The organism is Variovorax paradoxus, from assembly GCF_022009635.1.
Lineage (GTDB): Bacteria > Pseudomonadota > Gammaproteobacteria > Burkholderiales > Burkholderiaceae_C > Variovorax.
Map to the genome: position 1 here is coordinate 1546801 of NZ_CP091716.1, position 11962 is coordinate 1558762.

The 11962-nt window shown below is 68.5% G+C and carries 11 protein-coding genes; 7 read left to right on the forward strand and 4 right to left on the reverse strand.

Annotated features, from left to right (window positions below):
• Positions 1-2 precede the first annotated feature (2 nt).
• The 5 genes from L3V85_RS07320 to L3V85_RS07340 all read left to right on the forward strand — a co-directional run bounded on the left by L3V85_RS07320 (position 3) and on the right by L3V85_RS07340 (position 4878).
• Entirely contained in the window at positions 3-791 is a 789-nt protein-coding gene (locus tag L3V85_RS07320; RefSeq protein WP_237678711.1) for a cell division protein FtsQ/DivIB, read from the forward strand.
• Positions 792-819: 28 nt separating this feature from the next.
• Positions 820-2049, forward strand: a complete 1230-nt coding sequence (gene ftsA, locus L3V85_RS07325) for a cell division protein FtsA (protein WP_093196937.1) — start codon at positions 820-822, stop codon at positions 2047-2049.
• Positions 2050-2219: 170 nt separating this feature from the next.
• Positions 2220-3434, forward strand: coding sequence for a cell division protein FtsZ (gene ftsZ / locus L3V85_RS07330; protein ID WP_237678712.1), 1215 nt, complete (start codon positions 2220-2222; stop codon positions 3432-3434).
• A 316-nt stretch (positions 3435-3750) separates the two neighbouring features.
• The gene (gene lpxC, locus L3V85_RS07335) at positions 3751-4674 is read left to right on the forward strand and encodes a UDP-3-O-acyl-N-acetylglucosamine deacetylase (protein ID WP_237678713.1); all 924 of its coding nucleotides are present in this window, start codon (positions 3751-3753) and stop codon (positions 4672-4674) included.
• Between the two features lie 27 nt (positions 4675-4701).
• Positions 4702-4878, forward strand: a complete 177-nt coding sequence (locus L3V85_RS07340) for a hypothetical protein (protein ID WP_237678714.1) — start codon at positions 4702-4704, stop codon at positions 4876-4878.
• A 15-nt stretch (positions 4879-4893) separates the two neighbouring features.
• Here L3V85_RS07340 and L3V85_RS07345 read toward each other — a convergent pair whose 3' ends face one another.
• Positions 4894-5850: a LysR family transcriptional regulator gene (locus L3V85_RS07345; protein ID WP_237678715.1), complete on the reverse strand. Its 957-nt coding sequence runs from the start codon at positions 5848-5850 to the stop codon at positions 4894-4896.
• Between the two features lie 120 nt (positions 5851-5970).
• On the opposite strand from L3V85_RS07345, the gene glyA reads away from it, so the two are divergent.
• A complete protein-coding gene (glyA, locus tag L3V85_RS07350; protein ID WP_237678716.1) occupies positions 5971-7293 on the forward strand; it encodes a serine hydroxymethyltransferase in 1323 nt (440 codons plus the stop codon).
• A gap of 1 nt (position 7294) precedes the next feature.
• Here the strand turns inward: glyA and ruvC are convergent, their stop codons facing one another.
• The gene (gene ruvC, locus L3V85_RS07355; RefSeq protein ID WP_237678717.1) at positions 7295-7843 is read right to left on the reverse strand and encodes a crossover junction endodeoxyribonuclease RuvC; all 549 of its coding nucleotides are present in this window, start codon (positions 7841-7843) and stop codon (positions 7295-7297) included.
• Positions 7844-7987: 144 nt separating this feature from the next.
• On the opposite strand from ruvC, the gene L3V85_RS07360 reads away from it, so the two are divergent.
• Positions 7988-10072: a tetratricopeptide repeat protein gene (locus L3V85_RS07360; protein ID WP_237678718.1), complete on the forward strand. Its 2085-nt coding sequence runs from the start codon at positions 7988-7990 to the stop codon at positions 10070-10072.
• Positions 10073-10088: 16 nt separating this feature from the next.
• Here L3V85_RS07360 and L3V85_RS07365 read toward each other — a convergent pair whose 3' ends face one another.
• A complete protein-coding gene (locus L3V85_RS07365) occupies positions 10089-11078 on the reverse strand; it encodes a phosphatidate cytidylyltransferase (RefSeq protein WP_237678719.1) in 990 nt (329 codons plus the stop codon).
• 15 nt (positions 11079-11093) lie between these two features.
• Entirely contained in the window at positions 11094-11957 is an 864-nt protein-coding gene (locus tag L3V85_RS07370; protein WP_237678720.1) for a lysophospholipid acyltransferase family protein, read from the reverse strand.
• Between the last annotated feature and the right edge of the window lie 5 nt (positions 11958-11962).

Below are 11962 nucleotides of genomic sequence, written 5' to 3' on the forward strand. Positions count from 1 at the left end.
CCATGGCCGACAGCATCCCCGCGCCCTTCGACGTCAAGCTCATGAACATCGTCGCGAACATTGCCTTCGCGATGGTGGCGCTCATGCTGCTTGCGGCGGGCGCATGGTGGGTGCTGCGCCAGCCTTTCTTCCCGATCGTCGGCATCAAGGTGGACGGCGAGGTCACGCACAACAACGCGGTCACGCTGCGCGCCAACGTGGCGCCGCAGCTCAAGGGCAACTTCTTCACCATCGACCTGCTGCGCGCGCGCACCGCCTTCGAGTCGGTGCCGTGGGTGCGCAGCGCGGTGGTGCGGCGCGAGTTCCCGAACAAGCTGCGCGTGACGCTGACCGAGCAGGTGCCGGTGGCCATCTGGGGCGACGAGGCGGGCTCGAAGCTGATCAACGGCTTCGGCGACGTGTTCGAGGCCAACGTGGCCGAGGTGGACGACAACCTGCCGCGCCTGGACGGCCCGATCGAGCAGGCCGGCCAGGTGCTGGGCATGTACCGCGTGCTGCAGCCGCAGTTCCAGCCCTACGACTTCAGCATCGACGAGCTCACGCTGTCGAGCCGGGGCAGCTGGAAGGTGGTGCTGGACACCGGCGCCGAGATCGAGCTGGGCCGCGGCCAGGGCGAGGAAGTGACGGCTCGCCTGCAGCGCTTCCTGAAGACCGTGACCCAGGTCGCGGGCCAGTACCACCGCACGGTGGCTGATGTCGAAGGCGCCGATCTGCGCCACAACGACGCGTATGCATTGCGGCTGCGCGGCGTCACCACGGTCTCGCCAGAGGCCCCAAGAAGAATCAAGTAGCGAATACCGAGGAATCGAGGACATATCAATGCCCAAAGAATACAAAGACCTGGTCGTAGGACTCGACATCGGCACCGCCAAAGTGATGGTGGTGGTGGCCGAAGTGCTGCCCGGCGGCGAGCTCAAGCTGGCCGGGCTCGGCATCGCGCCGAGCAACGGGCTCAAGCGCGGCGTGGTGGTGAACATCGACGCCACGGTGCAGAGCATCCAGCAGGCGCTGAAAGAAGCCGAGCTGATGGCCGACTGCAAGATCAGCCGCGTCTACACCGGCATCACCGGCAGCCACATCCGCGGCATCAATTCGAGCGGCATGGTGGCGGTGAAGGACAAGGAAGTCACGCCCGCCGACGTGGCCCGCGTGGTGGAGACGGCGCGCGCCATCAACATCTCCAGCGACCAGCGCCTGCTGCTGGTGGAGCCCCAGGAGTTCGTGATCGACGGCCAGGACGTGAAGGAGCCGATCGGCATGAGCGGCATGCGCCTGGAAGCCAAGGTGCACATCGTGACCGGCGCGCAGAGCGCGGCCGAGAACATCATCAAGTGCGTGCGCCGCTGCGGCCTCGAAGTGGACCAGCTCATGCTGAACCCGCTGGCCTCCAGCCAGGCGGTGCTGACCGAGGACGAGCGCGAGCTGGGCGTGGTGCTGGTCGACATCGGCGCGGGCACCACCGACGTGGCCATCTTCACCAACGGCGCGATCCGCCACACGGCCGTGATTCCGATCGCGGGCGACCTCATCACGAGCGACATCGCGATGGCGCTGCGCACGCCGACCAAGGACGCGGAAGACATCAAGGTCGAGAACGGTTTCGCCAAGCAGCTGCTGGCCGACCCCGAGACGCAGGTCGAGGTGCCGGGCCTGGGCGACCGCGGCCCGCGCATGCTGAGCAAGCAGGCGCTGGCCGGCGTGATCGAGCCGCGCATCGAGGAAATCTTCTCGCTCGTGCAGCAGGTGGTGCGCGAGTCGGGCTATGAAGAAGTGCTGTCGTCGGGCGTGGTGCTCACGGGCGGCAGCGCGGTGATGCCCGGCATGGTCGAACTCGGCGAAGACATCTTCCTGAAGCCGGTGCGACGCGGCATTCCGAAGTACTCCAGCGCGTTGTCCGACATGGTTGCACAGCCTCGCGCCGCTACAGTCATGGGCCTTCTCGAAGAGGCACGCTTCGCGCGCATGCGCGGCTTCAAGGTCGCGCAGAAGAATGGATCGGTAAAAACCGCATTCGGACGCTTCAAGGACTTCATAGTGGGGAATTTCTGACGATGATCAAGTCTCCACTCTGGCTCGCGCGCGGCAGCCCTCCCTTGCACTTCAACGAGCGATGGCGACGCACAGGTCCACCGCCATGACGAGCGCATCGTTGTTCTCGTCGCGGCACAAGAAATATTCATAGACACATAACGGCAACTGCAAGATTCAAGGAGTTAAAAATGACCATCGAAATGATCGAAGTCGAAGAGTTCAATCAGGGCACGCAGATCAAGGTGATCGGTGTCGGCGGTGGCGGCGGCAATGCGGTCGCCCACATGATGGAGCGTGGCGTGCAGGGCGTTCAGTTCGTCTGCGCGAACACCGACGCACAGGCGCTGCAGCGCAGCACCGCGCACAAGATCATCCAGCTCGGCACCAGCGGCCTGGGCGCCGGCAGCAAGCCCGAGAAGGGCCGTGACGCGGCCGAAGCGGCGGTGGACGACATCCGCGCCGCCATCGACGGCGCGCACATGCTGTTCATCACCGCCGGCATGGGCGGCGGCACCGGCACCGGCGCGGCACCCGTGATCGCGCGCGTCGCGAAGGAAATGGGCATCCTGACCGTGGGCGTGGTGACCAAGCCCTTCGACTGGGAAGGCGGCCGCCGCATGACCAACGCCGACGCCGGCCTGACCGAACTCGAAGCCAACGTCGACTCGCTGATCGTGGTGCTCAACGAGAAGCTGCTCGACGTGCTGGGCGAAGACGTCACGCAGGACGAAGCCTTCGCGCAAGCCAACGACGTGCTGAAGAACGCCGTGGGCGGCATCTCGGAAATCATCAACGAGTACGGCGGCGTGAACGTCGACTTCGAAGACGTGCGCACCGTGATGGGCGAACCCGGCAAGGCCATGATGGGCACCGCTGCCGCCGCTGGCCCCGACCGCGCGCGCATCGCCGCCGAACAGGCCGTGGCCTGCCCGCTGCTCGAAGGCATCGACCTCTCGGGTGCCAAGGGCGTGCTGGTGCTGGTGACGGCATCGAAGGGCTCGCTGAAGCTGAACGAGTCGAAGCTGGCGATGAACACCATCCGCGCCTACGCTTCGCCGGACGCGCACGTGATCTACGGCGCCGCCTACGACGACAGCCTGGGCGACGAGATGCGCGTGACCGTGGTGGCCACCGGCCTGTCGCGTGCCGACGCCCGCCGCCAGGCGCCGACGCTGGAAGTGATCCGCACCGGCACCGACAACATCGGCTTCACCGTGCCCACCCTCGGCGGCACCGGCCATGCGCACAGCAGCGGCGGCAGCCAGCCGAACTACGACGGCATGGCCGTGCCCAGCGTGTGGCGCACCAACCGCACGATGGCCGCAGCCAAGGTGGACGCGCTGTCGTCGGGCGGCATGGACGACTTCGAGATCCCGGCCTTCCTGCGCCGCCAGGCCGACTGAATTCGGCTCGCCCCCAGGCTGCGCGCACTTCGTGTCGCTTCGCCAACCCCCTGCCGGGGCAACACCTGAGGCCCGGCGGAGCCGGTTCCTCGGTGTTCCGCGAAGCGACTCAGCGAGACGCAGAGGGCACGAGGGTTCGCAAGGGGTACGGGGACGACCTGAAAGGGACGTCTGCCGGCTCTAGGCGCTGCGCTCACCTCGTGCCCTTTGCGTCCATTTCGGGCCAGTCTGCGGGGATTGCATAGAACCCATGTCTATCGGTGCCATAGCGAGGGGCATAGGCCGCCACGCACGTCGCGCGCCTAAAATGCCCGCCGTGCTGCAACAACGAACCCTCAAGTCGATCAGCCGCGCCGTGGGCGTGGGGCTCCATAGCGGCCAACGCGTGGAACTGACCCTGCGACCGGCTCCGGCCGACACGGGCATCGTGTTCCGCCGCGTCGACCTGCCCGAGCCGGTCGAGATCCGCATGACCGCCGAGGCGGTCACCGACACGCGCCTGGCGTCCACGGTCTCCACCGGCGGCGCCAAGGTGCAGACCGTCGAACACATCATGTCGGCCTGCGCGGGCCTGGGCATCGACAACCTCTACATCGACATCACGGCCGACGAAGTGCCGATCCTCGACGGATCGGCTTCCTCGTTCGTGTTCCTGCTGCAGAGCGCGGGCATCGCGCTGCAGAAGGCGCCGCGCCGCTTCATCCGCGTGACCCGCAAGGTCGAGGTGCGCGAAGGCGAGGGCGCCAACGAGAAGTGGGCGAGCCTGGAGCCGTACCACGGCTTCAAGCTGAGCTTCGAGATCGACTTCGACCATCGCGTCGTCAACTCCACCGGCCAGCGCGTGGAGTTCGACCTGGGCGCGGACTCGTACAGCCGCGACATCGCGCGCGCGCGCACCTTCGGCTTCACCAAGGAGGTCGAGTACATGCGCAGCAAGGGTCTCGCGCTCGGCGGCGGGCTGGACAACGCCATCGTGATGGACGACACCAAGGTGCTGAACGAAGGCGGCCTGCGCTACGACGACGAGTTCGTGAAGCACAAGATCCTCGACGCCATGGGCGACCTGTACATCATCGGCAAGCCGCTGCTGGCCGCGTACACCGCGTTCCGCTCGGGCCATGCACTCAACAACAAGCTGCTGCGCGAACTGCTCTCGCACAGCGACGCCTACGAAGTCGTGACCTTCGAAGACGAAAAGCGCGCCCCGCGCGGTTTCGGCGAAGTCGCCCGCGCCTGGTAGAGCCAGCGCAGGCCGCGTTCCCACCACATGCTTCTTTTCCGCTGGGCCATCCTGCTGCTTCTGCTGGTGGCGGGCGCGTCCTTCGCGTTCTATGCGGGCACCGGGCAGGTCAAGTACCGGCGCTTCGGCTGGATCGTGCTGAAGTGGACGTTGTTGGCGGCGTTCGGGTTCTTCGCCGTGCTCATCGCCGAGCGCCTGGCCTAGTCAAGACTCCCGCACTCAGTCGGCCAGCGCCTGCAGTGCCTGCACCTGCCGCGCGAGCAGCGGCCCCTTGCGATGGGCCGGCACCAGCAGCATGACCGAATCTCCCAATGCTTTCGGCCGCCCCCACGGCGCATGCAGCCTGCCCTGTGCAAGCAGCGGTGCGACGAGCCGTTCGCGCCCCATCAGCACGCCTTCGCCGTCGACCGCTGCCTGCAGCGCGAGGCTGTAGAGCGAGAAGTCCGGCCCTGCGGCCAGCGCATCCGCTTCCGCTGACGTGGTGCCGGGGCGCACGGCCTGAAGCCAGCGTTGCCAGTCGTCGCGCCAGACGGTGTCGTGCAGGCCGCCGCTGCGCGCCAGCAATTCCATCAAATCGTCGATGCTGCGCGGCCGGCCACTGGGCAAGGGCTGCTGCAGGCGCGGGCTGCAGACCGGAAGCAGCCGGTCGCGCGCGAGCGCAATCGCCTGCGCGCCGACCGCCGCCTCGATGTGCTCACCGGTCCGCGCGTAGAACAACCCCAGGTCGAAAGGCTCGCGGCGAAAGTTCGGCGGTTGCTCGAGCGCTGTGACCGACACCTGCACGCCGGGCAGCGCAGCCTTCAATCGCGAGAGCCGCGGCGACAGCCACAGCTGCGCCACGGCGGGCAGGGCGGCCACCTGCAGCGTGCTTCGGCGAGCGGCCGTCTGGGTCTCGTGGCGCAGCGCCTGCACCGCAAGGCCGAGCTGGTCGACCGCCGCACTCAGCGCAGGCAAGGCCCGCCGCCCATGCGCGCTCAGGCGTATGCCTTGGCTGTGCCGTTCGAACAGCGCGCCGCCGGCCCAGGTCTCCAATGCCTTGATCTGCTGCGCGACGGCGGCCGGCGTGACGAACAGCTCTTCCGCTGCTCGCGCAAAGCTGCCGTGGCGCGCGGCTGCTTCGAAGGCACGCACGGCGGTGTGCGGGGGCAGGCGGGGGCGGGGCGGTGCGAGCGGCATGGTGTGAGAGGCGAGTCAGGCCAAGTTTTTCTAAGGCTCGGGCACAGATTATCCGGTTTGCCCGTCGCGGTGCGACGGGCGACGATGCGGCCACACACCACTTCCAGCGAGATACGCCGCATGCCCGCCGCCCTGCAACGCCGCCCCTGGGTTCCCGCCGCCAGCGAAGACCACATGCTTTCCATCGCCGCCGATGCCTCCGCGCGAGACGCGGCGGGCGTCGCCGCCGAGATCGAACGGCTGGTGGCTGACAACCACCGCATCCATGATGTCGACGGCCTGAACCTCAACCCGGCGACCAACGTCATGAACCCTGCCGCCGAGGCGCTGCTGTCGCGCGGGCTCGGCTCGCGCCCTTCGCTCGGCTATCCAGGCGACAAGTACGAGATGGGCCTCGAAGCCATCGAGCGCATCGAAGTCGTTGCCGCGGAACTGGCGGCCGAAGTGTTCGGCGCGAAGTTCGCCGAGGTGCGCGTGAGCTCCGGCGCGCTGTCGAATCTCTATGTGTTCATGGCCACTTGCCAGCCCGGCGACACCATCATCGCGCCGCCCGCCACCATCGGCGGCCACGTCACGCATCACGCGGCGGGCGCGGCCGGGCTCTACGGCCTGAAGACCGTGCCGGCGCCGGTCGATGCCGACGGCTACACCGTGGATGTGTCCGCGCTCGCCCGGCTGGCGCGCGAGGTGAAACCGAAGCTCATCACCATCGGCGGCAGCCTCAATCTCTTTCCGCACCCCGTGCCCGCCATCCGCGAGATTGCCGACAGCGTGGGCGCGAAGCTGCTGTTCGATGCCGCGCACCTGTCGGGCATGGTGGCCGGCAAGGCTTGGCCGCAGCCGCTCGAAGACGGCGCGCACGCGATCACCATGAGCACCTACAAGAGCCTTGGCGGACCTGCGGGCGGGCTGATCGTGTCGAACGACGCGGCGCTGATGGAGCGCATCGACGCCATCGCCTATCCCGGCCTCACGGCCAATTCGGACGCGGGCCGCACCGCCGCGCTGGCCCGCGGGCTGCTCGACTGGAAGGTGCACGGCAAGGCCTATGCGGCGGCGATGCGCGAGACAGCGCAGGCACTGGCACGCGCGCTCGATGCCGAAGGGCTGCCCGTGTTCGCGAAGGCGCGCGGCTTCACGCAGTCGCACCAGCTGGCGGTCGAGGCCGCGCGCTGGGGTGGCGGGCAGCGCGCCGCGAAGCTGCTCGCGCAAGGCGGCTTGCTGGCGTGCGGCATCGGGCTGCCCATTGCGCCGGTCGATGGCGACATCAACGGCCTGCGGCTCGGCGTGCCGGAGATCGTGCGCCTCGGCTTCACGGCCGACGACATGCCGCAACTGGCGTCGTGGATCGCGCGCGCGCTGCGGGGCGACGGCGCCCTGGTGGCGGCCGAGGTGCGCGAGCGCCGCAAGCGCCTGGGCGAGCTGCGCTACATCGTGCGCTGAATCAGCGCGAGCGCCCTTGCCGGTAGGTGCCGGCATGCGTCTTCGAAAGCTCGGCCGCCTCCGCGAGCCGCGCCATCGAACGTCCCACCTGCGCGTGCGTGATGGCAATGCCCAGTGCGTCGGCCGCGTCGGCGCCAGGCAGGCCCGGCAGGTCGAGCAGGCGCTTGACCATTTCCTGCACCTGCGCCTTGGCGGCCTGCCCGTGCCCGGCGACCGCCTTCTTCATCTGCAGCGCCGTGTACTCGGCCACCGAGAGATTGCTGTTGACCAGCGAGGTCACGCAGGCGCCGCGCGCCTGCCCCAGCAGCAGCGTCGACTGCGGGTTGACGTTGACGAAGATGATTTCCACCGCCGACGCATCGGGCTGGTAGCGCGCCGCGATTTCCGCGATGCCGTCGAACAGCACCTTGAGCCGTGCCGGGAGATTGCCTGTGCCCAGGTGCCGGGTGCTGATGGTGCCGCTGGCCACGTAGCGCAGCGCATGGCCGTCCGCGTCGACCACGCCGAAGCCGGTGGTCTGCAAGCCGGGGTCGATGCCAAGAATGCGCATGAATAAGAAAGGTAACGAAAAGGCGCGAGCCGGAAAAAAGGACGTTGAGCGGAACGGGAAAGCCGCGTGATCGCGGTCAGAATCCGTGCCGATTCGTACAGTCCGCCCCGCATCGCGCGGGGCGCGCCACACAAGGAAGCGAATGTGAATGTAGTCGAGTCCTCCGCGCAGCAGCAACTGGATGAGGTGCAGGCCCTGATGGCGCGCCCGCGCCAGCCGGCCGAACGCGCCGCCGCGGGCTTTCGCCGCGCTGAACTGCTCGATGGCACGGGGCGGCGCGACGAGGCGCTGGCCGCCTGCGGGCAGTTGCTTGCGGCCTGCGAAGGCCTGCACGATGCGGGCGTCGTCGTTCCCTGCTGCCAGGCACTGCGGTTGCAGGCGCATCTGCTGCGGCAGCTGTCGCGCCCGGCCGATGCGCTCGCGGCGCTCGACCGCTTGGTGGCGGCCTATGGCGGACATGCCGAAGCCGAGATTCGCGCGCATGTCGCGCACGCGCTGTTCCAGCGCACCTGGTGGATCGACGAGCCCGCCGCCCGCTGCGAGGCCTGCGATTTCATGATCGAGCTGCTCGACGCCCAGCCCGACGCGGCCCTCGATGCATGGCGCGTCGACGCCCGGCTGCTCAAGGCCGAGGTCGAGCACCACCGCGGTCTGCCGCAGAACGCCCTGGCCACGCTGGAGGCGCTGATCGAGCGCTTCGGCGGCGCGGTCGGCCCCGGCATCGTGCTGCGCGTGGCGCGCGCGCGGCTGGCCAGCGTGGTCAATCTGCGCGAGCTGGCGCAGCACACGCAGGCGCAGGTGCTGTGCCTGTCGGTGGCCGACGAGATCGAAGCCGCGCTGGCCGATGCCACGCCGGAGTTGCGCATCGAAGGCGTGCGCGCGCTGGCGCTGTTCTTCGACGGGCTCGGCCCCGAGGAGCATGCGCGCCGCGCGGAGCTGGTCGGCTGGCTGCTCGAACGCTATGGCCGCGATGCGTCGGCCCAGGTGCGCCGCATGGCCGCGCTGCGCGCCTACGACTGGGCCGCGGGCCTGCGCGATCACGATGACGCCGGCGCTGCGCTGGCTGCCTGCGAGCGCCTGCTCGGCACCTTCGCGGGCGACGCGGATGCCGTGGTGCAGCGGAGCTTGGCGAGCGCGCGGCTCAACCAGGGCTACGTGCTGCTGGAGCGGCTTGGCCGGGCGGACGATGCGCTCGCGGTGTACGAACACCTCATCGCGCGCTTCCAGGACGCGGCAGCGGCGGAGCTGCGCGACATCCATGCCAAGGCGACGGCCGGGCGCCTTGCCTGTTTGAAGCGCCTGCGCAAGACGATTGCGGTCGATGCGGGTGGCCCGGTGCCGGCGCTGTCGAAGGAGTTGCGCGACGAGGTGCGTGAGAAGGTCAGGCAGGGACGCAAGCACGGCGACGCAGGTGAAGCAAGCGAGGCCATCGCCCTGTTCGACGAGGTGCTCGCGGCGCACGCAGCCTCATCGCACCCAGAGTTGCGCCGCCAATGCGCACGGGCGCTGGTGCACAAGGCTTTCTGCCTGATTGCGCTGGAGCGCTTCGAAGAAGCGATAGCGGCCGCCGACGCAATGGACGCGCGCCACGGCGCCGATCCCTCGACCGAGACGCAGGAGCAGGTCGCGCTGTGCCTGCAATACAAGAGCACCGCGCTCGACCGGCTCGGCCGCCGCGACGACGAGTTGCGCGTGCATGACCAGATCGTCGCGCGCTGGGGCGACAGCGACCTGCCCGAGCTGCGCGGGCGCGTGGCCGGCGCACTGTTCCGCAAGGGCATGGCGCTGCGGCAGGCGAGCCGGCTCGAGTCGGCCATCGCCTGCTACGACGAGGCGATCGCGCGCACGGCCGTTGCCCGCGAAAGCGCGCTGCAGTTGTGGGCCGCGAAGTCGATGATCAACAAGGCCAAGGTGCTGGAGAAACTCGGCGACCCGGCGGGGCAGGCCAAGGCGTATCGCGTGCTGATCGCGCGGTTCGGCGATTCGGGCGACGCGGCGTTGAGAGAGCGCGCCGCCAACGCCGGCGAATGGCTGGCCGAGGCCGAAGGCCGGCAGGGCCGCACCGAGGCGCAGCGCGCGGCGCTCGAGGACACGCTGGCCCGCTTCGGCACCGCCATGTCGTCCGAACAGCGCACGCGCATGACGCGCGAGCTTCAGGCGTTGAAGGCCAGGGCCTTCGGAAAGATGGCGAAGCAGGCCTTCGGCCGCGTGGTGCGCCGCAAGGCCTGAGAGGGCTTTCGGCTCTTCAGGCGTTGAAGTACCAGCGGATCGAGTGGAAGAAGATCGGCGCCGCGAAGCACAGCGCGTCGACCCGATCGAGCAGCCCGTTGGCGCCGGTCACGCCCACGCCCTTCTTGCCCCAGTTGGGAATGCCGCGGTCGCGCTTGAGCGCTTTCATCACCAGGTGGCCCATGGAGCCGGCGATGCACGCGATGACCGATACCGCGAGCGCCTGTCCGAACTTGAAGGGCGTGATGAACGAGAACAGCGCTCCCACCAGGCTCGCCACCACGATGCCGATGCCCCAGCTGGTCCAGTTGAAGCTGCGGCTCACGTTGGGCGCGAAGGGCGCGCGCTGGGTGCGGCGCGAGATCAGGTGCTGCACCAGCACCGAGGTCTGCACCACGAACACCAGGAAGAACACGAGGAACGCGCTCTTGCCTTCGTAGCCGGGAAAGCTCAGCAGCAGCAGCGCCGGCACATGGCTCATGCCGTAGACGCAGACCATGATGCCCCACTGGAGCTTGGCGTTGCGTTCGAGGAACTGGCTGGGGTCGTTGGCCAGCGCGCTCGTCACCGGAATGGCGAGGAAGACGTAGACCGGGATGAACACGGTGAAAAGGTCGAAGCGCGCGGTGGCCACGAGCCAGAACTGGATCGGCAGGACCACGAAGAAGGCGAGGATCAGGCTGCGGTGGTCGCCGCGCCGCGTGGGCGAGAGGGTGATGAACTCGCGCAGCGCGAAGAACGAGATCAGCGCGAACAGCACGGTGGCGACGGTTTCGCCCAGGGCCCAGCCGATCCAGAAGATCACCACCATGAACCAGGTGGTGCCGAGCAGCGCACGGAAGTGGGCCAGCTCGGCCTGCCAGGCGGCGTCGTGCACGGGGTTGCGGCGTTCCCTGAAGGTGAGGAAGAACGCGGTGGCGCTCACGATGGCGAGCAGGCCGAAGACGATGAGAAAGAGTGCCGCGACCTGCTGGGTCGGGGTCAGGTTGCGCAAGAACTGGTTCATTGTCTGGTGCGCGCTTCAAACATCACGCAGGGCGATCACGGCGGCGCGTGCACGGTCCAGGAAGGGACGGCGCTCTTCGCCTTCCTCGACGCGGATCGGCGCGCCGAAGGTGACGGAGCAGAGGATGGGCACGGGCACGATCTCGCCCTTGGGCATGACGCGCTGCACGTTGTCGATCCAGGCCGGCACCAACACTACCTCGGGGAACATGGTGGCGAGCGCGTAGAGGCCCGACTTGAACTTCTGCGGCTCGCCCGTGTGGCCGCGCGTGCCCTCGGGGAAGATGATGATCGAGTCGCCGCTGCGCAAGGCTTCGATGAGCGGGGCCAGCGGATCGGCCGCGGGTGGGGCTGGTGTGGGCTCCGGCTGCGCTGCTGCTGGCGATGGCTCGGGAGCAGAAGGCTGTGGCGGCGGGGCCGGAGGAGGAAGATCCAGTTGGCCCTGCACCTCGTTCATGACTTCGACCGACGTGTCGGCGAAGGGCAGCGACATCGGCAGCAGCGGTTCCATCGAGGGCTCGATGCGCTCGGCGTGGGGTGCCGGTTCCACAGCCGAGGGCTGTGGAACCTCCACGGATGGCGCGGGGGCTGGAGGCGTCGTCGCCGCGCGCTCCACGTACACCGCGTTGAACACTTCCGTCGTGATCCAGCGCTTGACCGGCGTGTTGGCCCAGTAGTCGCGCGCCGCGATCGGCCGGGTGATGCTGCGCAGCTCCTCGGGCAGCGCGGCCCAGATCATCACGAGGTCGGCGTGGCTCTGGTGGTTGGCGAAATAGATGCGCTGCTCGGCCTTCGGCGGACAGCCATACCAGCGCGCCTGCGCGCCCGTGAGCAACCGGACGATTCCCAACAACAACCAACCCGTGAGCTTTGCCAGCATATGGG